The sequence below is a fragment of the Planctomonas deserti genome (assembly GCF_003067705.1).
Taxonomy (GTDB): domain Bacteria; phylum Actinomycetota; class Actinomycetes; order Actinomycetales; family Microbacteriaceae; genus Planctomonas; species Planctomonas deserti.
The window spans coordinates 929,280-951,551 of record NZ_QANL01000002.1 but is presented as its reverse complement, the minus strand read 5'-3'; the positions used below and the strand labels follow the sequence as shown (position 1 = coordinate 951,551).

23 protein-coding genes are annotated in these 22,272 nt (G+C 70.1%); 3 read left to right on the top strand and 20 right to left on the bottom strand.

The genetic code is table 11. The features are described 5' to 3' along the window. Positions 1-3: 3 nt before the first annotated feature. The 5 genes from DAI20_RS10630 to DAI20_RS10610 form a co-directional block, all read right to left on the bottom strand. Positions 4-1,437, bottom strand: coding sequence for a serine/threonine-protein kinase (locus DAI20_RS10630; protein WP_108250504.1), 1,434 nt, complete (start codon positions 1,435-1,437; stop codon positions 4-6). 168 nt (positions 1,438-1,605) lie between these two features. Then, positions 1,606-2,454: a PP2C family protein-serine/threonine phosphatase gene (locus DAI20_RS10625; RefSeq protein WP_108250503.1), complete on the bottom strand. Its 849-nt coding sequence runs from the start codon at positions 2,452-2,454 to the stop codon at positions 1,606-1,608. A gap of 4 nt (positions 2,455-2,458) precedes the next feature. After that, positions 2,459-3,700, bottom strand: a complete 1,242-nt coding sequence (locus tag DAI20_RS18975; protein ID WP_240606012.1) for an FHA domain-containing protein — start codon at positions 3,698-3,700, stop codon at positions 2,459-2,461. Positions 3,701-3,880: 180 nt separating this feature from the next. Then, entirely contained in the window at positions 3,881-5,323 is a 1,443-nt protein-coding gene (locus tag DAI20_RS10615) for an aminobutyraldehyde dehydrogenase (RefSeq protein WP_108250502.1), read from the bottom strand. A gap of 62 nt (positions 5,324-5,385) precedes the next feature. Then, positions 5,386-6,348, bottom strand: coding sequence for an aldo/keto reductase (locus DAI20_RS10610; protein WP_108250501.1), 963 nt, complete (start codon positions 6,346-6,348; stop codon positions 5,386-5,388). A gap of 112 nt (positions 6,349-6,460) precedes the next feature. Between DAI20_RS10610 and DAI20_RS10605 the strand changes: the two genes are divergently transcribed. Then, a complete protein-coding gene (locus DAI20_RS10605) occupies positions 6,461-7,066 on the top strand; it encodes a DNA-3-methyladenine glycosylase I (RefSeq protein WP_108250500.1) in 606 nt (201 codons plus the stop codon). Between the two features lie 558 nt (positions 7,067-7,624). On the opposite strand, the gene DAI20_RS10600 is transcribed toward DAI20_RS10605, so the two are convergent. The 13 genes from DAI20_RS10600 to DAI20_RS10540 all read right to left on the bottom strand — a co-directional run bounded on the left by DAI20_RS10600 (position 7,625) and on the right by DAI20_RS10540 (position 18,487). Continuing rightward, on the bottom strand, positions 7,625-8,380 hold the full coding sequence (locus DAI20_RS10600) for a YaaA family protein (RefSeq protein ID WP_108250499.1): 756 nt from the start codon (positions 8,378-8,380) through the stop codon (positions 7,625-7,627). Continuing rightward, a complete protein-coding gene (locus tag DAI20_RS10595; protein WP_240606011.1) occupies positions 8,380-8,916 on the bottom strand; it encodes a P-loop nucleotide/nucleoside kinase family protein in 537 nt (178 codons plus the stop codon). The genes DAI20_RS10600 and DAI20_RS10595 overlap by 1 nt, the downstream gene beginning before the upstream one ends. A 56-nt stretch (positions 8,917-8,972) precedes the next feature. Continuing rightward, positions 8,973-9,239 (bottom strand): F0F1 ATP synthase subunit epsilon, encoded by a 267-nt coding sequence (locus DAI20_RS10590; RefSeq protein ID WP_108250498.1) that lies wholly within the window; start codon positions 9,237-9,239, stop codon positions 8,973-8,975. A 2-nt stretch (positions 9,240-9,241) separates the two neighbouring features. Beyond that, complete coding sequence (gene atpD, locus DAI20_RS10585) at positions 9,242-10,702, bottom strand: F0F1 ATP synthase subunit beta (protein ID WP_108250497.1); 1,461 nt, start codon at positions 10,700-10,702, stop codon at positions 9,242-9,244. A 14-nt stretch (positions 10,703-10,716) separates the two neighbouring features. Then, a complete protein-coding gene (locus DAI20_RS10580; RefSeq protein ID WP_108250496.1) occupies positions 10,717-11,619 on the bottom strand; it encodes a F0F1 ATP synthase subunit gamma in 903 nt (300 codons plus the stop codon). Positions 11,620-11,709: 90 nt separating this feature from the next. Further along, entirely contained in the window at positions 11,710-13,347 is a 1,638-nt protein-coding gene (gene atpA, locus DAI20_RS10575) for a F0F1 ATP synthase subunit alpha (protein ID WP_108250495.1), read from the bottom strand. 30 nt (positions 13,348-13,377) lie between these two features. Continuing rightward, positions 13,378-14,166, bottom strand: coding sequence for a F0F1 ATP synthase subunit delta (locus tag DAI20_RS10570; RefSeq protein ID WP_108250494.1), 789 nt, complete (start codon positions 14,164-14,166; stop codon positions 13,378-13,380). Next, on the bottom strand, positions 14,167-14,730 hold the full coding sequence (locus tag DAI20_RS10565) for a F0F1 ATP synthase subunit B (RefSeq protein ID WP_108250493.1): 564 nt from the start codon (positions 14,728-14,730) through the stop codon (positions 14,167-14,169). It lies immediately after the preceding gene. A gap of 31 nt (positions 14,731-14,761) precedes the next feature. Continuing rightward, positions 14,762-15,001, bottom strand: coding sequence for an ATP synthase F0 subunit C (atpE, locus tag DAI20_RS10560; RefSeq protein ID WP_108250492.1), 240 nt, complete (start codon positions 14,999-15,001; stop codon positions 14,762-14,764). An 84-nt stretch (positions 15,002-15,085) separates the two neighbouring features. After that, positions 15,086-15,889, bottom strand: coding sequence for a F0F1 ATP synthase subunit A (gene atpB, locus DAI20_RS10555; RefSeq protein ID WP_108250491.1), 804 nt, complete (start codon positions 15,887-15,889; stop codon positions 15,086-15,088). 174 nt (positions 15,890-16,063) lie between these two features. Then, positions 16,064-16,537 (bottom strand): Cg1360 family ATP-synthase-associated protein, encoded by a 474-nt coding sequence (locus tag DAI20_RS10550; RefSeq protein ID WP_108250490.1) that lies wholly within the window; start codon positions 16,535-16,537, stop codon positions 16,064-16,066. Continuing rightward, the gene (locus DAI20_RS10545) at positions 16,534-17,802 is read right to left on the bottom strand and encodes an MraY family glycosyltransferase (protein ID WP_108250489.1); all 1,269 of its coding nucleotides are present in this window, start codon (positions 17,800-17,802) and stop codon (positions 16,534-16,536) included. Before DAI20_RS10545 ends, DAI20_RS10550 begins: the two co-directional genes overlap by 4 nt. A 1-nt stretch (position 17,803) precedes the next feature. Further along, a complete protein-coding gene (locus tag DAI20_RS10540) occupies positions 17,804-18,487 on the bottom strand; it encodes an L-threonylcarbamoyladenylate synthase (protein ID WP_108250488.1) in 684 nt (227 codons plus the stop codon). A gap of 45 nt (positions 18,488-18,532) precedes the next feature. On the opposite strand from DAI20_RS10540, the gene DAI20_RS10535 reads away from it, so the two are divergent. Together DAI20_RS10535 and DAI20_RS10530 are read left to right on the top strand one after the other, a co-directional pair. Continuing rightward, a complete protein-coding gene (locus tag DAI20_RS10535; protein ID WP_108250487.1) occupies positions 18,533-19,240 on the top strand; it encodes an HAD family hydrolase in 708 nt (235 codons plus the stop codon). After that, entirely contained in the window at positions 19,227-20,285 is a 1,059-nt protein-coding gene (locus DAI20_RS10530) for a magnesium and cobalt transport protein CorA (protein WP_108250486.1), read from the top strand. The genes DAI20_RS10535 and DAI20_RS10530 overlap by 14 nt, the downstream gene beginning before the upstream one ends. Positions 20,286-20,332: 47 nt before the next feature. Here DAI20_RS10530 and prmC read toward each other — a convergent pair whose 3' ends face one another. Then, a complete protein-coding gene (gene prmC, locus DAI20_RS10525) occupies positions 20,333-21,190 on the bottom strand; it encodes a peptide chain release factor N(5)-glutamine methyltransferase (RefSeq protein ID WP_108250485.1) in 858 nt (285 codons plus the stop codon). Continuing rightward, positions 21,187-22,269 carry a peptide chain release factor 1 gene (gene prfA, locus DAI20_RS10520; protein ID WP_108250484.1) on the bottom strand — a complete coding sequence of 361 codons (1,083 nt, stop codon included), beginning with the start codon at positions 22,267-22,269 and terminating at the stop codon, positions 21,187-21,189. Before prfA ends, prmC begins: the two co-directional genes overlap by 4 nt. Positions 22,270-22,272 lie beyond the last annotated feature (3 nt).

The following is a 22,272-nucleotide window of genomic DNA, read 5'->3' as shown; positions in this document are numbered from 1 at the left end:
GACCTAGAACTCAACGCACTTCTCACTCGAGGGCGTGCCCCGGGTTCCCTGGCGCACGACGGTGACCGTGATGCACACCTCGTCGCCCCGCTGACCCGCGGCCGTGAAGCGCGGCGCCTGCTGCAGGCTGGGCGCACCGCCGGTACTCACCTGGTAGCGGTCGCCGTCCTCGAGCCCCGGGTCGTTCCAGGAGAACACGACGGACCCCTGGGTCTGCAGCGCGGTAATGGTGTTCACCCGGGGAAGCTGCTGGGTGGTCGTGGAGCGGATCGCAATCAGAGTGGCGATGGCGCCGCAGATGATGGCGAGCACGGCGACGCCGACGAGCACCCAGGAGAGCAGCGTGGGCCGCCGAACGGGGTCGGGCCTGGTTCCGCCGCCCGTCGGCCGGGTGGAGCTGTTCTGCCGCAGCATCGTGCCGACCGGGCTGTAGTCGACCGCGGGCGCCGCGGCGACCCCGCTCGGCCGGCGCTTGCGCCGGGGCGGCGCGCCCTCGGGGTTCACGGCGACGATGCCGCGGACCCGCGTGCGGTCCTCGACGTCGACCACCGTGGCGATGGCCCACTCGTCCATGGCGACCTCGACGGGGGTCTGGCTGACGCCGATCTCCTGCTCGACCGCCTGCAGCTCGCGGATGAACTCGAGCGCGCTGCGCGGGCGGGCGTCCGGACGCTTGGCCATGGCGCGCTGCAGCGCCGCCTCGAGGCGGGCCGGGACGTCGGGCCTGCCGATGGGCTGGGGCCGCGCCCTGTTGATGCGCGAGATCAGGTCGGCGGAGCGGTTCGCGCCGCCGGGCAGCTCGAACGGCGAGCGGCCGGAGAGCAGGGAGTACACCGTGGCGCCGAGGGACCACACCTCGCTGGCGACCGTGCCGGACGTCTCGTCGTTCAGCACCTCGGGCGCCGACCACGGGATCGACAGGCCGATGGCCTCGGTGGAGTCCGACTCCCCCAGGGTCGCGGCGATGCCGAAGTCGGAGAGCACGGGGTTCGCGTAGGCGGTGGTGAGGATGTTGGAGGGCTTGATGTCGCGGTGCAGCACGCCCGCCCGGTGGGCCGTCTCCACCGCGCTCGCGATCTTGATGCCGATGCGCAGCACCTCGGCGACGGGCAGGGCCTCGCGACGATAACGCTCGCCGAGCGATGCCGAGCAGAGCTCCATGACGAGGTAGGGCCGGCCGTCGGCGGAGACGCTCGCCTGGTACACGGTCAGGATCGACGGATGCGTGCTCAGCTGCGCCATCAGGTTGGCCTCGGCCTGGAACATCGCGCGGACCTGGTCGTTGACGACCTCGGACAGCATCACCTTCACGGCCACCTGGCGGCGCGGCATGTTCTGCTCGTACAGGAACACGTCGGCGAAGCCGCCGGAGCCGAGCACACGGATGTAGCTGAATCCGGGCAGGCTCGGAGGGGATGACGGCAAGCGTCTGGCCATGATCCCCCCTGAGATTCCCCCAGGTCGCACCGGGGTCTGCAGCTCTTCACTGAGGCGTCTTACGTGCCGTGCCAGTGGGTCAAGTCTAAAGAGCGGCAGGCTCCCGGCTAGGCGAAGGGGAACCTCAATCGGGGTCGGACGTGCCCCCAGTGAGGGGGGCACGCACCTCTAGCGCCGTCGCCGCGGGCGCGTGTCCCCGACCGCCGCACCGGTCTCGTCGGCGTCCGCAGCGCCCTCCGGGGCGAGCACGTCGAGCACGATGACCGTCACGTTGTCCCGCCCGCCGAGCTCGAGGGCGCGCTGGACGAGGGTCCGCGCCGTGGACGCGGCGTCAGCTCCGGAGCGCAGGTGGAGGGCGATCTCCTCGTCCCGCACCTCCTTCGTGAGTCCGTCGGAGCACACGAGGAGGCGCAGCCCGGGAAGCATCGGGAGCATCCAGTAGTCCGGCGACGGCAGCTCGTTGAAGCCGACGGCGCGGGTGATCATGTTGCTGTCGGGATGCTGCTCCGCCTGCTCCTTCGTGATGGTGCCGGCGTCGACGAGCTGCTGGACGACCGAGTGGTCGACGGTCACCTGGGACAGCACGCCGTCCATCTGCGCGTAGACCCGCGAGTCCCCGATGTTGAAGACGAGCCACTGCGGCGCGCCGTCCACGAGCGTGAGCACCGCGCCGGTCACCGTCGTGCCGGTACCGAGCGTGGACTCGCGCGAGTAGTCGGCGATGTCCGCCGCCGCGTCGTGCAGCGCACCGATCAGGTCGGCGGGCTCGGCGAACTCGCCGGTCACCCGCTGGGCGAGACGCTTGACGACGGCGTCGCTCGCCACGTCGCCTGCGGCGTGGCCGCCCATGCCGTCCGCGACCACGAAGTACGGCGGACGCGCGAGCACGCTGTCCTGGTTCTGCTGCCGCCTCCGGCCGGTGTCCGTGAGAGCCGCCCACGCGAGCGTGACGGGCCTGCCGTCCTGCCCGGGGATCGTGAGGGAATGCGCCTGCTCGTCCTGGCCGATCTGTGTCAACGGTCTACCTCGCGGGGAGTATCTCGACGACGTTGCCGTCGCCGATGTCGATTCGGGTTCCGGGCGCGACCACGACGGACTGGCCCTGACGCAGCGTCAGCCGGTCGGCCCCCGGCGCCGACACGATCGTGCCGTTGGTCGAGCGCAGGTCGGTCACCACGACGGCGGTGCCCTCCTGGCGGATCTCGAGGTGCGTGCTCGAGACCTCCTGGCGGGGCGAGCCGACGGGGACGAGCCTCGGGCTCGGGCCGGTCACGATGCGGGGCGCGCTCGGCTTCCTGCCGAGGTAGGCCGGGCGCTCGAGGGCGTAGGCCTCTCCCACCCCGACGCGGAACGCGTACAGCGGGGTCCGGGCGGGCGGCTCGCCGCCGTCGCCGGGCACGGGGGCGAACTGCTGAGGCCGCTCCGGGCTGCGCCGACCCGGCGTCAGGATGGTGTCGTCGAGTTCGGCCGACGACGGGGGCATCCGCGGGGCCGCGAGCGGGTCGCCGCCACGCACCGGGATGATGGTGTCGCCGTCGACGGCGTCGTCCGCGGCAGGGCCGGGCTGCGCCCGCCGTGCGCGCGCGCCGAGCACCGTGTCGTCGTCGAGCGGATCCCCGTCGTCCTGGGGGCGGGCAATTACCGGAGGAGCCGCGACGGGCCGTGCGGCGGGGTCGGCGGGCGGCGCCACCGGGGCCTCGCGCCTGCCCGTTCCGAGTCCGAGGACGGTGTCCTCGAGCTCGCCGGTCTCCGTCGTCACGGGCGCTCTCGGGGTCCATCGCGCCCAGCTCGCCGGCACGACCCCGCTCAGCAGGGGCAACGTCGCGTCCCCGTCCGCCTCCGCGTCGGGGTAGTCGATCGGCGCGGCGGCGAGGACGAAGGAGGTGACGTTCTCGAACTCGCCGAGGTACCACGGCTGGCTGCTGCGCGCGTCGATGATGCGCGTGCCGGTCGGCGATTGGAGCCGAGCGATTCCGTTGCCGCGGAGCACGACCTCGATCCGGGCCTCGGGATGCTCGGCGCCCTGCGTCACGTCCTCGATGAGCGCGACCGCGAACGACTCGACCGCGTCGGGACCGAAGAGCGGGAACGCGGCGACGTAGCTCTCCAGGCTGACCGAGGCGGTCGTCGCCGCGCTCCACAGCCGGGCGACGAGCTCGGGCGGGGTGGAGGCCGGGAGGATCGACACGACGTGCGCGTGGGCGATCACGGTCCAGGCGTGCGAGTCCGGCGGGGCGTACTCGAGGCGTCCGCGACGCGTCATGCGGGTGCCCCCACGTAGGTCGTGACGTGCTTCATGCGGGGCGGAAGTGCTGCGTCCTCGGACCGTACGGAGTGCTTCATGTGGCGGATCATGCCGGTGCCCCCAGGTAGCTCATGACGTGCTTCACCCGGGGCGGAAGTGCTGCGTCCTCGGGCCGTACGGAGCGGTTCGTACGGCGGATCATGCCGGTGCCCCCAGGTAGCTCATGACGTGCTTCACCCGCGTGTAGTCCTCGAAGCCGTACATCGACAGGTCCTTGCCGTAGCCGGAGTGCCGGAAGCCGCCGTGCGGCATCTCGGCGACGATGGGGATGTGCGTGTTGATCCACACGCAGCCGAAGTCGAGCTTCTTCGCGGCGCGCATGGCGCGGCCGTGATCGCTCGTCCACACCGAGGACGCAAGGCCGTACTGCACGTCGTTCGCCCAGCGAAGCGCCTCCGGTTCGTCGGCGAACCGCTGGACCGTGATGACCGGCCCGAAGATCTCGTTCTGCACGACCTCGTCGGTCTGCCGGAGGCCGGAGACGATCGTCGCCTCGTGGAAGTAGCCGCGGTCGCCCTGGCGACGTCCGCCCACCTCGACTGAGGCGTGGTCCGGGAGGCGTTCCAGGTAGCCGGACACGCGGGCGAGCTGGTCGGCGCTGTTGACGGGACCGAACAGCACGCCCTCCTCACGGGGCGCGCCCGTCGTGGCGTTGACCCGGGCGTAAGCGGCGAGCGCGGCCACGAACTCGTCGTGGATGCCCTCCTGCACGAGCAGACGTGTCGCCGCCGTGCAGTCCTGACCCGCGTTGAAGTACCCGGCCGCGACGATGCCCTCGACGGCGAGCGAGATGTCCGCGTCGTCGTACACGATCACGGGCGCCTTGCCGCCCAGTTCGAGGTGCACCCGCTTCAGGTCGGCGGCGGCGGCCCGGGCGACCTCCATGCCCGCACGCACCGAGCCCGTGATGCTCACCAGCTGCGGCACGCTGTTCTCGATCATGGCGGCGCCCGTGGCGCGGTCACCGGTGAGCACGTTGAGAACGCCCGCCGGCAGGAACTCCGCCGCGAGCTCGGCGAACAGCAGGGTCGACGACGGGGTGGTGTCGGAGGGCTTCAGCACTGTCGTGTTCCCCGCCGCGATGGCGGGGGCGAGCTTCCAGACGGCCATGTTGAGCGGATAGTTCCACGGCGTCACCTGACCGACGACGCCGATCGGCTCGCGGCGCACGAAGGAGGTGTGGTCGGGCAGGTACTCGGCGGCCGCCTTGCCCTCGAGCACACGGGCGGCACCGGCGAAGAAGCGGAGCTGGTCGACCGAGGGGAGGATCTCGTCCTGCACGAGGGTTGCGCGCGGCTTGCCCGTGTCGCGGGACTCGACGTCGGCGAACTCCTCGGCCCGCGCCTCGAGCGCGTCGGCGATGCGGAACAGCGCGAGCTGGCGCTCGGCCGGGGTCGACTCGCCCCAAGACTCGAACGCCGTGGCGGCCGCCTCGAACGCACGCGCGACGTCCCGCTCGCTGGACACGGCGGTCGTGCCGTACACCTCCTCGGTGACCGGGTCGATCAGCTCGATCCGGTCGTCGGAGTCGGATTCGACGGACACCCCGTTGATGAAGTTGCGCAGCCCCGGAACGCTCATGGCGTTCATCCTATGGGCGACTCCACCCCGGCACGGCGCGGCAGGAGGCCGCGCCGCGGCCGTCAGGAGAACATCGCGGAGATCTCCGCCACCTCGTCGGGCGACGGCGTCCAGGCCGCCGCGGCCTCGGCGTTGCCCGTCGCCTGCTCGGGGCGGGAGGCGCCCGCGATGACGCTCGTGAGGGAGGGCTGCGCGAGCAGCCAGGCGAACGTCGCCGTGAGCATCGAGATGCCGCGGGCGTCGCAGAAGGCGCGATACGCGTCGAGCACGTCCCACGGCGCGTCCGCCAGGAGGTGCGGCTTCGCCGTGACGAGCCGGCCGTCCGCCGGCCCGCCCTCTCGGCTGTACTTACCCGTGAGGAGGCCGTTGTACAGAGGGAAGTACGGCAGGAACCCGAGCCCGAAGTGCCGCACGGCGGGCAGGACCTCCTCCTCCGCATTCCGGGCCAGCAGGCTGTACTCGTTCTGCGCCGAAATGAACCGGGGATGAGCGCCGAGCCGTGCCACGTGGTCTGCGTCGGCGATCTGCCACCCGGCGAGATTCGAGTGCCCGATGTAGCGCACCTTGCCCTCGGCGATCAGGTCGTCGAGCACGTCGAGGGTCTCCTCGATGGGCGTGTTCGGGTCGGGCTGGTGCAGCTGGTAGAGGTCGATCCAGTCGGTGCGCAGCCGGCGGAGCGAGGACTCGACCGCGCGCCGCACGTAACGGCGGGAGCCGCGCGCACCCCAGTCGGGGCCGTTCGCCCCGCGCATGTCCATGCCGAACTTGGTCGCGAGCACGATCTCGTCGCGCTTGCCCTGAAGGGCCTCCCCCATCAGCGTCTCGCTGAGCCCGGGAGTCGCGCCGTAGATGTCGGCCGTGTCGAAGAACGTGATGCCCGCGTGGATGGCGGCGTCGATGACCGCCCGGGTGCCCTCCGCGCTCTCGGATGCCGTCTTCGCGCGGCCGAAGTTGTTGCAACCGATTCCGACGCTCGAGACCATGAGCCCGGAGTCGCCGAGGGTGCGGTAGGAGATCTCTGCCATGCGGCAAGGCTACCGACGCGTCTTGTCCTCCCCCGCCCCTGCCGCGATTCGTGCCTACCCGAGAGCGTGAGCCGCTCGCTGGCGAGCCGGGGCGAAAAGTAGGGTCGAGCGCATGACAGACGTATCCTCCTCCCTCGCGATCGTCGGCGATGACGGCCGCGCCCGCTGCCCATGGGGTGCCGGCGACCCCGACCTCCTGCGCTACCACGACGAGGAGTGGGGTGCGCCCCTGCACGGCGACCGTCCCCTGTTCGAGAAGCTGAGCCTCGAGGGGTTCCAGGCCGGTCTCTCCTGGCTGACGATCCTGCGGCGCCGGCCGCACTTTCGCGACGTCTTCGCCGGCTTCGAGCTTGAGGCCGTCGCCGCCATGACCGCGGACGACGTCGAGCGCCTGCTCGGTGACCCCGGGATCATCCGAAACCGCGCGAAGATCGAGGCGACGGTGGGCAACGCCCGGGCGGCGCTCGCCCTCCTCGAGGCGGAGGGCGACGGCGCGCTGGACCGGCTGATGTGGGGCTTCGCTCCCCCGCCGCGGCAGGCGCACGAGAGGCCGCACGGCCTCGGCGACATCCCGGCGACGACGCCCGAGTCCCTGGCGATGAGCAAGGAGCTGAAGCGCCGCGGCTTCCACTTCGTCGGACCCACCACCATGTACGCGCTCATGCAGTCCACCGGCATGGTGGACGACCACATCGTCGGCTGCCACCGCGCGGAGTGACCGCGGCCGGTCCCGCGCGCAGCAGCCGGAGGGACCTGACGCAACTCAGCAGATCCGGCTCCGTCCTGAGCGCGATTCAGCGAACCCGCTTCGGTACTCAACGCAACTCAGCAAATCCCGCTGGGCCCGAACGCAACTCAGCAGATCCCGCTCGGCGGTCGGCGTGTCGTGGCTTACACACGGCGTGTCGGGCGGAATCTGCTGAATCGCGTCCGGGGACGGAACCACACGGTCGCTGAGCCCGTCGAAGCGACGCTCCAGACCTCCCAGAGCCCGGTCGCGTCCCTTCGACAAGCTCAGGGACCGTACCCACCCCGCTCGGCGGGCGGGCGTGTCGGCGCTCGCACACGGCGTGTCGCGCAGAATCTGCTGAATTGCGTCCGGGGACGGAACCACACGGTCGCTGAGCTCGTCGAAGCGACGCTCCGGACCTCGCAGAGCCGGATGCGTCCCTTCGACAGGCTCAGGGACCGTACCCACCCCGCGTGGTGCCGGCGACGCTCCCGACTCGCGTCCCTTCGACAGGCTCAGCGACCGCGCACGCCCCCGCCGCAGCCGCTAGCGGGCCCCGTCGACCACGAGCTCCAGCTCGCCCGGCGCTCCCGCCCGCAATCGCAGTCCGGCGCCCGCCGCCCACGCGACGAGGTCGTCCACCGACGCGAAGTCCTCGCCGTGCTCGATCAGCGCGCGGGTGAATGCGCCCTTCGCGTGCTTGTTGAAGTGGTTGAGCGCCCGGGCGACGCCGTCCGCGCCCTCGGTCACCACGCGCAGGTAGACGGACCCGTCCCGCCGAGGCGCCGGCCCGAGCCCGGCGTACCCCTCGGATCGCAGGTCGAGCAGCAGGTCGTCGCGATCGTCCAGCACGCGGGCCACGGCGGTCGACCAGTGCGCGCGCAGCGGCAGGCCGGGCAGGCGCGAGTCGTGGGACAGCCGGTAGGCGGGGATACCGTCGAGCGCGCCGACGGGTCCGAGCAGCGCCGAGTGCACGAACACCCGGTCTGCGGCGAACCGGCGGGCAGGCTCCGGCAGCGCCGCCGCGTCCAGCGCGTCGTAGAGCACGCCGGTGTAGCGGTCGATGGCCGGCATGGTGGGCGACCGCGTCACGGCCCGATTGCGGTCCACCTCGCCGGCGAGCTTCGGGCCGATCTTCAGAGCCGCCATGCTGGCGTCGCGGTCCCGGGCGAGCTCGCGCACGGCCTTCAGCACGGCGCGCCGCCGGGTGTTCAGCTGGGGGAAGGCGAGCGAACGAACGTCGAGCGGCGCGCCGTCACCGCCGTCCCGCTTCGTCTCGGACGGCGGCAGCAGGATGCGCATCAGGCTCCCAACCGCATGAGGACCTCGTCGACCAGGTCGCTCACCGGACGCATCGAGTCGACGGGCAGTCGCGGCCACGCGGCGGACTCCCCCGCCCACTCCTCGTACTCGCTCCGCGACCGCAGCACGTCCGCCCAGCCGAGCTCGCGCATGCCGGGGAGGCCGCGGTGACGCGCCTCGAGGCGGGAGCGGTGCACGGACTCGTCCGAGCAGACCACCTCGACGAAGAGCAGCGGCACCCCGGTGCGCGCGCTCAGCGCCGACCACTGCGCCCGGGCGGGCTCCACGGCGTTCACGGCGTCGACGACGACGGACGCCCCCGCTTGGAGGACGGCTTCCGCCATCCCCTCGGCCACGACGTAGGCCGCGAGGCCCGTGGGCTGCCCCGGGTGGACCCCCGCAACCAGCATCGCGGACTCGATCGGGTCGACCGACACCACCGGTGCGCCCAGCCGATCCCCGAGCACGTCGGCGACCGCGGACTTGCCCGCACCGGGCAGCCCGGCCATCACGACGAGAACCGGTGCCGCGGGCACGACGACGGGGCGGCCCCTCCCGGAAGTGGGAGGGACCGCCCCGTAGGCGGAGGAACTCACGCGACGAGCGCGGCCTGGCTTGCGACCACCGTGACGGTGTCGTTCTCGACGGACAGGAAGCCGTCATCGGCGCGGGCCGTGATCCGCGACCCGTCGGCGCTGGTGATGCGCACCTCACCGCTCGCGAGGATCGCGAGCATGGGCTCGTGCCCGGCCAGGATGCCGATCTCGCCCTCGACGGTGCGCGCCACGACCATGGAGGCCTGGCCGGACCAGACCTCCTGGTCCGCGGAGACGACCGTGACGGTCAGCGGAGACGCCATGCTTAGCCGTTCTCCTTCTGGATCTTCGCCCACTTCTCCTCGACGTCGGTGATGCCACCGACGTTGAAGAAGGCCTGCTCGGCCACGTGGTCGAACTCACCGTCGGCGATGGCGGCGAAGGACTCGATGGTGTCCTTAAGCGGAACCGTCGAACCCTCGACGCCGGTGAACTTCTTCGCCATGTAGGTGTTCTGCGAGAGGAACTGCTGGATGCGGCGCGCACGCGACACCGTGACCTTGTCCTCCTCGGAGAGCTCGTCGACACCGAGGATGGCGATGATCTCCTGGAGTTCCTTGTTCTTCTGCAGGATCGCCTTCACGCGGATCGCCGTGTTGTAGTGCGCCTCGCCCAGGTAGCGGGGGTCGAGGATGCGGCTGGTCGACGCCAGCGGGTCGACCGCCGGGTACAGACCGCGCGACGCGATCTCGCGGGAGAGCTCGGTCGTCGCGTCGAGGTGCGCGAACGTGGTCGCCGGAGCGGGGTCGGTGTAGTCGTCGGCGGGCACGTAGATGGCCTGCAGAGACGTGATGGAGTGACCGCGGGTCGAGGTGATGCGCTCCTGGAGCATGCCCATCTCGTCGGCCAGGTTCGGCTGGTAGCCCACCGCGGAGGGCATGCGGCCGAGCAGCGTCGACACCTCGGAGCCCGCCTGGGTGAAGCGGAAGATGTTGTCGATGAACAGCAGCACGTCCTGCTTCTGCACGTCGCGGAAGTACTCGGCCATGGTCAGGGCCGAGAGGGCGACGCGCAGGCGCGTTCCCGGCGGCTCGTCCATCTGGCCGAAGACGAGGGCGGTCTTGTCGAAGACGCCCGCCTCCTCCATCTCGGCGATGAGGTCGTTGCCCTCACGGGTGCGCTCGCCGACGCCGGCGAACACGGACACACCGCCGTGGTCCTGCGCGACGCGCTGGATCATCTCCTGGATGAGGACGGTCTTGCCGACGCCCGCACCGCCGAAGAGGCCGATCTTGCCACCGAGGACGTAGGGCGTGAGGAGGTCGATGACCTTGATGCCGGTCTCGAACAGCTGCGTCTTCGACTCCAGCTGGTCGAAGCTCGGCGGCTTGCGGTGGATGGGCCAGCGCTCGGTGATCTCGAGCTGCTCACCGGGGACGCCGTTGAGAACCTCGCCCAGCACGTTGAAGACCTTGCCCTTGGTGACGTCACCGACGGGCACGGAGATGGGCGAACCGGAGTCGAGCACCTCCTGGCCGCGCACGAGGCCGTCGGTGGGCTTCAGGGCGATGGCGCGGACGAGGTCGTCGCCGAGGTGCTGGGCGACCTCGAGGGTCAGCGTCGTCGACTCGCCCTCGATCGTGATGACCGTGGTGAGGGCGTTGTAGATCTCGGGGATGGAGTCGTGCGGGAACTCGATGTCGACGACCGGGCCGGTGACGCGAGCAACGCGTCCGACGCCGGCCGCCTGGCTCGTGCCGGACGGCGCGAGGACGGTGTCAGTCATGGTCTCTTCCTTCTTTACTTCTTCGCGGAGGAGAGCGCGTCGGCTCCACCCACGATTTCGGAGATTTGCTGGGTGATCTCGGACTGGCGCGCGTTGTTGGCGAGGCGCGTGTAGTCGCGAATGAGGGCGTCGGCGTTGTCCGTTGCGGACTTCATGGCCTTCTGGCGGGCGGCGTGCTCGGACGCTGCGGACTGGAGCATCGCGTTGAAGATGCGGCTCTCGATGTACACGGGGAGAAGCCCGTTCAGCACGGCGTCGGCGTCGGGCTCGAACTCGTACAGCGGCAGGATCGCCTGATCGCCCGGCTCATCGATACCCTCGACGACCTCGAGCGGCAGCAGCCGCACGACCTCGGGAGTCTGGGTGACCATGCTGACGAAGCGGTTGTAGACGATGTGGATCTCGTCGACGCCGCCCTCGTCCGTGTCCTGCACGAACTTCTCGACGAGGACGCCACCGATCTCCTTGGCGGTCTCGAACTCGGGCTTGTCGGTGCCGCCGATCCACTGCCGCTCGGACTCGCGCCTGCGGAAGGCGAAGTAGCCCACGGACTTCCGGCCGACGAGGTAGTAGACGACCTCTTTGCCCTCGCCGCTCAGCTTCTCGGCCAGCTCGCCGACCTCGCGCAGGATCTGCGAGCTGAAGGCTCCGGCGAGGCCGCGGTCCGACGTGAAGACGACGATCGCCGCGCGACGGGGGTTCTCCGCCTCGGAGGTGAGCACGTGCTCGACGTTGGAGAACGTCGCCACCGCGGACACTGCCCGGGTGACGGCCCGTGAGTACGGGGCGGAGGCCGCGACCCGCGCCTGTGCCTTTTGAATGCGCGAAGCAGAGATCAGCTCCATGGCACGGGTGATCTTCTTGGTCGTCTGGGCGGAGCGGATGCGCTGCCGGTAGACCCGAAGCTGGGCTCCCATGTATCTCCTGTAGGTAGTTCGGTGATGTGCCGGCCGTCCCTCTCAGAGGCGAGAAGCGCTCGAGAGGGACGACCGGCGGAACGGGGTCGGCTAGCGCCGCGTCTTGACGATCTTTTCCTGGTTGATGTCCTCGGCGGGCATGCTGTCGAACTGCTCCTTGCCGGGACCGACCAGGGACTTGCCCTCGCCCGTCTGGAACTCGAGCTTGAACTGGTCCACCGCGCGGTCGAGGATCGCGACGGTGTCGTCGTCGAGCACGTTCGTCTCGCGCAGCCGCGTGAGCACGTCCGTGGTGCGGCCGAGGTAGTCCAGCAGCTCGCGCTCGAAGCGCAGCACGTCGGACACCGGAACCTCGTCGAGCTTGCCCTTGGTGCCGGCCCAGATCGAGACGACCTGGTCCTCGACGGGGTACGGCGAGTACTGCGGCTGCTTGAGCAGCTCGGTGAGGCGGGCACCGCGCGCGAGCTGGCGGCGGCTCGTCTGGTCGAGGTCGGACGCGAACATCGCGAACGCCTCGAGCGAGCGGTACTGAGCGAGCTCCAGCTTCAGCGTTCCGGAGACCTTCTTGATCGACTTGACCTGGGCGTCGCCGCCGACGCGGGACACCGAGATGCCGACGTCGACCGCGGGGCGCTGGTTCGAGTTGAACAGGTCGGACTGCAGGAAGATCTGGCCGTCCGTGATCGAGATCACGTTCGTCGGGATGTACGCCGAGACGTCGTTGGCACGGGTCTCGATGATGGGCAGACCCGTCATCGAACCGGCGCCGAGCTCGTCGGACAGCTTCGCGCAGCGCTCGAGCAGGCGGGAGTGCAGGTAGAACACGTCGCCGGGGTACGCCTCACGTCCCGGCGGACGGCGCAGCAGCAGCGACACGGCGCGGTAGGCCTCGGCCTGCTTCGACAGGTCGTCGAAGATGATCAGCACGTGCTTGCCGCCGTACATCCAGTGCTGGCCGATGGCCGAACCGGTGTAGGGGGCGAGGTACTTGAAGCCGGCGGGGTCGGAGGCCGGGGAGGCGACGATGGTGGTGTACTCCATCGCGCCCGCGTCCTCGAGCGCGCCACGCACGCCGGCGATGGTCGAGCCCTTCTGGCCGATGGCGACGTAGATGCAGCGGACCTGCTTGTTGACGTCGCCCGACTCCCAGTTGGCGCGCTGGTTGATGATCGTGTCGATCGCGATGGCCGTCTTGCCGGTCTGGCGGTCGCCGATGATGAGCTGGCGCTGGCCGCGGCCGATCGGGATCATGGCGTCGATGGCCTTGATGCCGGTCTGCATGGGCTCGTGCACGCTCTTGCGCATCATGACGCCGGGCGCCTGGAGCTCGAGGGCGCGACGCGTCTCGGACACGATCTCGCCGAGACCGTCGATGGGGTTGCCGAGCGGGTCGACGACGCGGCCGAGGTAGCCGTCACCGACGGGGACGGAGAGCACCTCGCCGGTGCGCTGCACCTCCATGCCCTCCTCGATGCCGGAGAACTCGCCGAGCACGATGACGCCGATCTCGTCCTCGTCGAGGTTCTGGGCGAGGCCCAGGGTGCCGTCGGCGAAGCGGATGAGCTCGTTCGCCATGACCCCGGGGAGGCCCTGGACGTGGGCGATGCCGTCGCCGGCGTTCGTGACGTAGCCGACCTCGGTGGTGGACGCCTTCGTGGGGTCGTAGGCCCGCACGAAGTCCTTCAGCGCATTCCGGATCTCGTCCGGGCTGATCGAAAGTTCTGCCATGAAAATTTCCTTTGTTGAGGTTCCCGCGGGTCAGGCGAGTTGAAGTCTCAGGTCGTTGAGCTTGGTGGCGACGCTTCCGTCGATGACGTCATTGCCGATCTGCACGCGAAGCCCGCCGATGACACTTTCGTCGATGACCTGGTTGATGGCCACGTTACGCCCGTACGCGCGGGCTAGTCCCTCCCGCAGCCGCTCCAGTTGCTCGCCCGCGATGGGACGGGCGACGGTCACGGTCGCGACGAGTCGGCCGGACTCGTCCGACACCACCGCCGCGGCGGAACGGAGAAGCTCGCTGATGCGGCGGCCGCGCGGCTGCTGAACGAGGTGGCTGACGATGAGCCGGGTCTGCTGGGACGCGCCGGCGAGCAACTCGGTCACGAGCGAGGCCTTCGCCGCCGCCGTCCCGAGCTTGCTGCTGACCGCCAGCTCGAGCGAGGGGTTGGACCGGACGGCCCTGCCGAACTCGAACAGCTCGCCCACGATGTCGGTACCGAAGTCGGCCGACCGCGCCGCGGCCCGGAGGCCGAGCTCCTCGATGGCCTCGAGCAGGTCGTCGTCGCTCGACCAGCGGTCGCCGGCGATGCTCGTGACGAGCTGCAGGGCGATGCCGTCGAGCGAGCCGGAGAACACGCGACGCACGATCTCGGTCTTGTCCGAGGTCTCGAGGCCGGGGTCGCCCAGCAGGTTGCGCAGCTGGTTGGACGAACCGATCACGCGGCCCGCCTGCAGCAGCTGCTCGGCCGTCTCCAGCCGGACCTCGGGAACCTGCGCCAGTGCGGCGCGGGCCTCACCGAGGGAACCGCGAGTCGCGCTCCCCATCTACTTGGCCCTGCCCGCGGTCTCGCTGGCCTCGAGGTGCGCGAGGAACCGGTCGACGAGCGCCGCGGAGCGACGGTCGTCGGTGAGGCTCTCGCCGAGCACGCCCGACGCGAGGTCGATCGCGAGCGTTCCCACCTCGGAGCGGAGCGAGACGAGCGCCGCCTGGCGCTCCGCCTCGATCTGCGCCTGCGCGTTCGCGGTGATGCGGGCCGCCTCGACGGAGGCCTGCTGCTTGAGGTCGCTGAGGATGCGCTGGCCGTCGGCCCGCGCCTGCTCGCGGATGCGGCCGGCCTCGGCGCGCGCCTCGCTGAGGCGGGCGTTGTACTCGGCAAGCGCCGCCGCGGCCTCGGCCTGGGCGTTCTCGGCCTTGGCGATGCCGCCCTCGATGATCTCCGAGCGCTCGTCCAGCGTCTTGCGGATGGCGGGGAGCACCTTCCAGAAGAAGACCGCGAAGATGATCGCGAAGCAGACGAGGGACCAGACGATGTCGTACGTCGCCGGGATGAGCGGGTTCTGAGCCTCGTGCCCGTCCTCTGCGGCTGCAGTGATTACTGCGTGAAGCATTGCGTCTCCTCGGAGAACCTAGATGGGGGGACTACTGGCCGGCGGTGAAGATGAAGTACGTCGCGATGCCGATGAACGCGAGCGCCTCGGTGAAGGCGATACCCAGGTACATCAGGATCTGGAGGCGACCCTGCAGCTCGGGCTGGCGAGCGACGGACTCGATCGTCTTGCCGACGACGATTCCCACACCGATGGCCGGTCCGATGGCGGCGAGGCCGTAACCGACCGTCGCGATGTTTCCGCTGAGTTCCGCGAGAACAGTGGTGTCCACGTGTATTTCCTTCCGTGATGGCGACGCGGGCGGACGCCTGCATCGTTTCGAGCTCTTCATCCGGCGCGAACCGGATGTAGATCGTTAGTGCTCTTCGGCCAGGGCCTGCTGGATGTAGACCGTGGTGAGCAGGGTGAAGACGTACGCCTGCAGCACAGCGACCAGCACCTCGAAGAGGGTGAAGACAAGTCCGAAGAGGAGGGTTCCGGCACCGAAGGCGCGGAACGCACCGTCGACGGCTGCGCTGAAGAAGAAGAACTGCGTCGCCGAGAACAGCAGGACGAGCAGGAGGTGGCCGGCGACCATGTTCATCAGGAGTCGCAGGCAGAGGGTGATCGGCCGCAGCACGAAGATCGACACGAACTCGATCGGCGTCACGATGACGTAGATCGGCTTCGGCACGCCGGGCGGGAACAGCGAGTTCTTGAGGAAGGCGCCCGGGTGCTTCTTGAGGCCCGCGTAGATGAACGCGATGTAGGCGATGACGGCGAGGACCAGCGGCAGACCGATCACGGACGTGCCCGCGATGTTCAGGCCGGGTATGACACCGGTGAGGTTCATGCCGAGCACCAGGAAGAAGACCGTGGTCAGCAGAGGGAGGAAGCGGGTTCCGTCCTTCTTGCCGAGGACGTCCTCGGCGATGCTGACGCGGACCAGGTTCAGGGCCATCTCGATGAGGGTCTGGAACCGGCCGGGGACGATCTTCATGTTCCGGGTGCCGAGCCAGAACATCAGCACGAGCACCGCGACGACCAGGAGCCGCAGCATCATGATGCGGTTCATGGCGAAGGGGGTGCCCTCGAACAGGATGATGTCGGGGAAGAATTCCGCGATTGACGGGCCCACGAATCCGCCCTCTTCGGCGGCTTTCGGAACCAGCAGGTGCATAGCGTTGAGCAGCGCTTTTCTCCTGTTTCGGGGCGTGGAGCGAAGGCTCTCGCGTCAGCGAACGATGGGAAGAACATCCCGCTTCGGAAGCACCGCTCAGGCGGTGATGTCTTCGTTTAGCGCGGGGGGAACCGTGGGAGAGTCTAGCAAGATAACGCTCCCCTCGCCCAATCGCTACCGCCTGTCGCCGTCTCCCGGCAGGCTCACGTCGCTCACATAGGGGATGCGCGAGCGGGCGACGACGATGACGTCGATGGCCAGCGTGCCGAGCACGCCGGCGACCAGGGTGAGGAACAGCACGGTCCCGTCGATCCAGGGCTGCTCGCGCAGCAGGAACACCATGATGAGGAAGAGCACGAACTTCAGCAGCCAGGCGCCGAGGATGATGCCGAAGTAGGCCGGGTGCAGCATGTCGCCGTTGCTCAGCCGGTTCGCGAACAGGATGCTCGCGGCGGTCACGGCGAGGAACAGGCCGCCGATCAGTGCCCCGATGAGCGCCGAGACGAGCCCGGGCGTGCCCGCGGCGAGGAAGCCGATGACACCGCCCACGACGGCGATCGCGACGGCGAGGACGAGGCCCCCGCGCAGCACGCTCTGGAACACGGGCGTCGAGCTCGGGCGGCGGTGGCCGCCTGCGGTATTCGTCATCGGGAGTCCTTCGGGGGGAGGTGGATGCCGCCGGTCGCGGCGCGCTCCACGGTGGCCAGCTGGTCATCGGTCACCCGGGACCGGTCGAGGTCCTCGGATGCGCTGTCGAGCGGGTCGAACGCGGCGAGGGCGGACGCGTCGGCGCCGGAGGCGGACTGCACCTTCGCCTCGACCGACTTGCGCCGGGTGACCGGCGCGAGGGTCAGCCCCGCGCACACGACGAGCCCGAGGAAGATGAAGAGGAAGGCCCAGTAGTAGGGCTTGATCACGAAGAACAGCAGGCAGCCGACGGAGACCACCGTCGTCCAGGCGTAAAAGATGAAGACGGCGTGCAGCCGCGAGTGGCCCATGTCGAGCAGCCGGTGGTGCAGGTGCTGGCGGTCGGCGCTGAACGGCGACTTGCCCGCCCGTAGTCTGCGGAACACCGCGAGACCGAAGTCGAGCAGGGGCACGACGAGGATCGCGAACGGCAGCAGGATCGGCAGGAAGGCCGGCAGGAACTCGCTCCGCGCGAAGTTCACGGGGTCGATCTCCCCGGTGACCGCGATCGCGCTCGTCGCCATCAGCAGGCCGATCAGCAGCGCGCCGGCGTCGCCCATGAACAGCTTCGCGGGGTGCCAGTTGAGCGGCAGGAACCCGACGCAGGCGCCGATGATGATCACCGAGATCAACGAGGCCAGGTTGAACCGCTCGGTGCGCCCCTCCTCCAGGGACAGCAGGAAGCTGTAGATGAAGAACGTGCTGTTCGCGATGATCGCGACGCCGGCGACGAGGCCGTCGAGGCCGTCGATGAAGTTGATGGCGTTCATCACGAGCACGACGGCGAGCACGGTGATGATCAGCGACATGTAGGACGAGCCAACGGTGAGCCCGCCGATCGGCAGCGACGCGATGGCGACGCCCTGCCAGGCGAGCAGCCCCGCCGCGAGGATCTGACCGGCGAGCTTGGTCATCCAGTCGAGGTCCCAGATGTCGTCGGCGACGCCGATCGCCACGATGATGAAGGCGGCGCCGAGGATCGCCCAGATGGGCCCCGGTCTCGCGAACACGAGGTCGAACCAGGAGATCTGCGACGCGATGGCGAACGCCACGAGCACGCCCGCGAACATCGCGACGCCGCCGAGCCGCGGCGTAGGGCGGGTGTGCACGTCGCGCTCGCGGATCTTCGGGTAGAGCCGGTAACGGTGGCTCAGCTTCATGATCAACACGGACAGGATCAGGGTGATCAGTGCCGTGATCAGGCCGATCGTGAAGTAGTAGGGCATCTCAGGCCTCGTCTTCGAGCGCGTCGCCCACGACGGCCCGGATGTCCTCCCGCGAGATGGCGCCCTGGCGCACGATCCGCAGCTTCCCGCCCTCGCGGCCGAGCGCAGTCGCGTCCACGATCGTGGACGGGGCGCCGTGCTCGCCGGGCGACACGGCGACGGTGTCGTCGCCGTCGAGATAGACGGAGACGCTCTCCCCCAGCTGCGCCTCGGCCTCGAAGGCCGTCGTCGCGGCCGGCTCACCCGTGCGGTTCGCGGAGGACACCGCGAGCGGGCCGGTCTCCGCGAGCAGCTCGAGCGCGTAGGTGTTGTCCGGCATCCGCAGGGCTACCGTGCCCCGGGTGTCGCCGAGGTCCCAGGAGAGCGACGGCTGGGCGCGGAGGATGACCGTGAGCGCGCCCGGCCAGAACCTGTCGACCAGCAGGCGCACCTCCTCCGGCACGGACTCCGCGAGGGCGTCGAGGGTGGGGATGCCGGGGATGAGCACGGGCGGCGGCGCCTGGCGGGTGCGACCCTTCGCCTCCAGCAGCCGGGTGACGGCCGCCGGGTTGAACGCGTCGGCGGCGATGCCGTAGACGGTGTCGGTGGGCAGCACGACGCACTCGCCGCGGGCGATAGCCGCTCGCGCCAGTCTCATGCCGGTCAGGAGTTCCGAGTCGACCGAACAGTCGTAGATGCGCGCCATATCGTGGTTCATGTTACTTGGCGGCGGTGCACGATACTGGGAGGGATGGCCCTCCTCTTCATATTCGACATGGACAACGTGCTCTATGACTACGACTGGCGCACCCGGATGGCGGCCCTGTCGGAGCTGACGGGCCACTCGGTACCGCAGTTGCGGGAGCGCTGGTGGCGCACCGGGTCGGAGGAGAAGGCCGAGGCGGGCGGCTTCGCGTCGGCCGAGGACTACCTCGACAGCTTCCGCGCCGCGGTCGGCGTCGACGTCGCCGAGGAGGACTGGGTGCGCGCGCGGGGAAGCGCCATGGCCCCGTTCCCGGAGTCGCTCGACGCGGTGTCCCGCGCGGCCGAGCTCGGCCGGGTGACCCTGCTCACGAACAACGGTCCCCTGACGGCCAAGCACCTCCCCCGGCTCGCGCCCGCCCTCGTGCCCCTCTTCGGTCACGAGCACCTGCGCACGTCGAGCCAGTACGGGGCCCGCAAGCCCGACCCACGCGTGTTCGAGCGCGTGCTGGAGCGGTACGACACCGCCCCGGAGGACGCGTTCTTCGCCGACGACCTCACCGAGAACGTGGCCGGGGCCGAGTCCGTCGGCATCACGGCCCACCTCTTCTCCCCCGCCACCGGCGGTCCGGGGCTGCGCGACGCCATCGAGCGGTTCGCGCGGGATGCGGCGGCCAGGGCCGGTGCCGCCGCTGGTGCCCGTGCCGCGGGTGCCGCCGAGGCCACCGGGATCGAGGGTGGCCATGCCGGTCGTTGACAACGGCGTCTACGCCGGCGGCAAGCGGGTCGAGACGCCCGTGTCCCTCGCGGAGACGTTCGAGACGCTGCGGCGACGGAACGGCATGGCCTGGATCGGGCTGTACCGGCCGAGCAGGGACGAGATCCGCACGATCGCGGAGGAGTTCGACCTGCACCACCTCGCCGTCGAGGACGCGCTGAAGGGCCACCAGCGCTCGAAGCTGGAGCGCTACGGCGACACGCTGTTCGTGGTCCTCCGCCCCGCCCGCTACATCGACGCCGAGGAGACGGTGGAGTTCGGCGAGCTGCACCTCTTCGTCGGCCTCGAGTTCGTGGTCACCATCCGGCACGCGGAGTCTCCAGACCTCGCCGCGGTGCGGCGACGGCTGGAGCACCAGCCCGAGCTACTGGCCCAGGGACCGCACGCGGTGCTCTACGCGATGCTCGACCAGGTCGTGGACGAGTACGGCCCAGTGATCGCGGGGCTCGAGAACGACATCGACGAGATCGAGGACCAGCTGTTCGGCGGCGATCCCGAGGTGTCCCGCCGCATCTACGCCCTGCTGACCGAGGTCATCGAGTTCCAGCGCGCCGTGCAGCCCCTCGCCGGAGTGCTTGACGCCCTGGGGCGCGGATCGGACAAGTACAACGTCGACATCGAGCTGCAGCGCCTGCTGCGGGACGTGCTCGACCACGTGCTGCGAGTGTCCGAGCGCGCAGACGCCTTCCGCCAGGTGCTGCAGAACGCCCTGACGGTGCACTCGACGCTCACCACTCAGCGGCAGAACGACGAGATGCGCAGGCTGTCCGAGGCGAGCCTCGAGCAGAACGAGGAGATGCGGCGCCTGTCCGAGGTGAGCCTCGAGCAGAGCGAGGAGGTCAAGAAGATCTCCTCCTGGGCCGCCATCCTGTTCGCGCCCACGCTCATCGGCACCATCTATGGCATGAACTTCGACACCATGCCCGAGCTGCACTGGACCTACGGGTACCCGGCCGCCGTCGCGGCGATGGTCGCCATGGGGTTCGGGCTGTACACGATCTTCAAGAAGAAGCACTGGCTCTAGCCCGCGCGGACCCCCTGCAGGGCGGACCGACGGAGGGACTCGGCGCGTCAGCGGAGGGCGACGGTGGCGCGGTCGCGGGTGGTGAAGTCCCGGTGGGTCGCGACGGCGTTCCAGCCGTCGGCCCGCAGCAGCTCGCGGATCGCGGCGCCCTGCAGCTCGCCGTGCTCGAGCACGAGGGTGCCGCCGGGATGCAGCAGCCGGGCGGCGGTCGCGGAGAGCGCGCGCACGACGTCCAGTCCGTCCTCCCCGCCGTAGAGCGCGAGCTGCGGATCGTAGAGACGCACCTCGGGGTCGCGGGGCACCGCCTCGCGCGGGATGTACGGCGGGTTGCTCGCCACGAGGGACACGGTGCCGTCGAGCTCGTGGAGCGCGTCCGCGAGGTCGCCGAGCACGAGAGTCGCGTTGGTCACGCCGGTCTCCTCGAAGTTCCGCGTCGCCCAGCGATGGGCGTCGGGGGACTTCTCGACGGCGTACACCCGCGCGTGCGGCACCTCGGTGGCGAGGGCGAGCGCGATGGCGCCGCTGCCCGTGCCGAGGTCGACGGCGATGGGCGCTTCCGACGCGACGGCGCGCAGGGCGTCGATCGCGAACTGGGCCACCTGCTCGGTCTCCGGCCGCGGCACGAAGACGCCGGGGCCGACGGCGAGCTCGAGCGAGCGGAACGGGGCCCGGCCGGTGATGTGCTGCAGCGGCTCGCGCGTCGCTCGGCGTGCCACGAGGGCGCGCATCCGCTCGGCGACCGCGTGGTCGATGTCGGCGCCCGTGATCTCGAGTGACTGCACGCGGCCGCGGCTCGCGTCGAGCGCGTGCCCGAGCAGGAGCTCGGCGTCGACCCGCGGATCCGGCACGCCGGCGGCGGTCAGGGCATCGACGGCCTCGCGGAGGAGGCCGCGCGCGTCCGTCACTCTGCCGTGTCGCCGATCTCGGCGAGCCGCGCCTCCTCGTCCGCCGAGATGGCGGACTCCACGATCGGGTCGAGGGCGCCGTTCATCACGGCGTCGAGGTTGTACGCCTTGTAGCCCGTGCGGTGGTCCGCGATGCGGTTCTCCGGGAAGTTGTAGGTGCGGATGCGCTCGGACCGGTCCATGGTGCGGATCTGGCTCTTGCGCACGGCGGACGCCTCGGCGTCCAGCTCCTCCTGCTGCTTGGCGAGCACGCGGGCGCGCAGAACGCGCATGCCGGCCTCGCGGTTCTGCAGCTGGCTCTTCTCGTTCTGCATGGCGACGACGATGCCGGTCGGCAGGTGGGTGATCCGCACGGCGGAGTCGGTCGTGTTCACCGACTGGCCGCCGGGCCCGGACGACCGGTAGACGTCGATCTTCAGGTCGTTCGGGTTGATCTCGACCTCCTCGGGCTCGTCCACCTCGGGGATGACGAGCACGCCCGCCGCCGACGTGTGGATGCGGCCCTGCGACTCGGTCGCCGGCACGCGCTGCACGCGGTGCACGCCGCCCTCGTACTTGAGGTGCGCCCACACGCCCTGCGCGGGGTCGTTCGAGTTGCCCTTGATCGCGACCTGGACGTCCTTGTAGCCGCCGAGGTCGCTCTGGGTCTGGCTGAGGATCTCGGTCTTCCAGCGCTTGGACTCCGCGTAGTGCAGGTACATGCGCAGGAGGTCGGCCGCGAACAGCGCAGACTCCGCGCCGCCCTCGCCCATCTTGATCTCCATGATCACGTCGCGGGCGTCGTCCGGGTCGCGAGGGATCAGCAGGCGCCGCAGGCGCTCCTGGGCGGGATCGAGCGCCGCCTCGAGCGTCGGGAGCTCCTCGGCGAACGCCGGATCCTCCGCGGCGAGCTCGCGCGCGGCCTCGACGTCGTCCACGAGGCCGCGCCACTCCTGGTATGCGGCGACGATGCGGCTCAGCTCGGCGTAACGCCGGTTGACCCGCTTCGACCTGGCCGGATCGGAGTGCAGCTCGGGATCGGCCAGCTGGTTCTGGAGATCCTCGTGCTCGGCCAGTAGTGACGACACTGACTCGAACACGCG

What these genes read in the sequence shown, in the direction of transcription:
- DAI20_RS10535 (WP_108250487.1), top strand. Translation starts at nt 18,533, where the DNA reads ATGGCCCTCCTCTTCATATTCGACATGGACAACGTGCTCTATGACTAC.
- DAI20_RS10600 (WP_108250499.1), bottom strand. Translation starts at nt 8,380, where the DNA reads ATGCGCATCCTGCTGCCGCCGTCCGAGACGAAGCGGGACGGCGGTGAC.
- DAI20_RS10610 (WP_108250501.1), bottom strand. Translation starts at nt 6,348, where the DNA reads ATGGCAGAGATCTCCTACCGCACCCTCGGCGACTCCGGGCTCATGGTC.
- DAI20_RS18975 (WP_240606012.1), bottom strand. Translation starts at nt 3,700, where the DNA reads ATGACGCGTCGCGGACGCCTCGAGTACGCCCCGCCGGACTCGCACGCC.
- atpA (WP_108250495.1), bottom strand. Translation starts at nt 13,347, where the DNA reads ATGGCAGAACTTTCGATCAGCCCGGACGAGATCCGGAATGCGCTGAAG.
- atpD (WP_108250497.1), bottom strand. Translation starts at nt 10,702, where the DNA reads ATGACTGACACCGTCCTCGCGCCGTCCGGCACGAGCCAGGCGGCCGGC.
- DAI20_RS10630 (WP_108250504.1), bottom strand. Translation starts at nt 1,437, where the DNA reads ATGGCCAGACGCTTGCCGTCATCCCCTCCGAGCCTGCCCGGATTCAGC.
- DAI20_RS10590 (WP_108250498.1), bottom strand. Translation starts at nt 9,239, where the DNA reads ATGGCGTCTCCGCTGACCGTCACGGTCGTCTCCGCGGACCAGGAGGTC.
- DAI20_RS10530 (WP_108250486.1), top strand. Translation starts at nt 19,227, where the DNA reads ATGCCGGTCGTTGACAACGGCGTCTACGCCGGCGGCAAGCGGGTCGAG.
- DAI20_RS10550 (WP_108250490.1), bottom strand. Translation starts at nt 16,537, where the DNA reads ATGACGAATACCGCAGGCGGCCACCGCCGCCCGAGCTCGACGCCCGTG.
- DAI20_RS10565 (WP_108250493.1), bottom strand. Translation starts at nt 14,730, where the DNA reads ATGCTTCACGCAGTAATCACTGCAGCCGCAGAGGACGGGCACGAGGCT.
- DAI20_RS10605 (WP_108250500.1), top strand. Translation starts at nt 6,461, where the DNA reads ATGACAGACGTATCCTCCTCCCTCGCGATCGTCGGCGATGACGGCCGC.
- DAI20_RS10615 (WP_108250502.1), bottom strand. Translation starts at nt 5,323, where the DNA reads ATGAGCGTTCCGGGGCTGCGCAACTTCATCAACGGGGTGTCCGTCGAA.
- atpB (WP_108250491.1), bottom strand. Translation starts at nt 15,889, where the DNA reads ATGCACCTGCTGGTTCCGAAAGCCGCCGAAGAGGGCGGATTCGTGGGC.
- DAI20_RS10540 (WP_108250488.1), bottom strand. Translation starts at nt 18,487, where the DNA reads ATGGCGCGCATCTACGACTGTTCGGTCGACTCGGAACTCCTGACCGGC.
- DAI20_RS10570 (WP_108250494.1), bottom strand. Translation starts at nt 14,166, where the DNA reads ATGGGGAGCGCGACTCGCGGTTCCCTCGGTGAGGCCCGCGCCGCACTG.
- DAI20_RS10580 (WP_108250496.1), bottom strand. Translation starts at nt 11,619, where the DNA reads ATGGGAGCCCAGCTTCGGGTCTACCGGCAGCGCATCCGCTCCGCCCAG.
- DAI20_RS10545 (WP_108250489.1), bottom strand. Translation starts at nt 17,802, where the DNA reads ATGCCCTACTACTTCACGATCGGCCTGATCACGGCACTGATCACCCTG.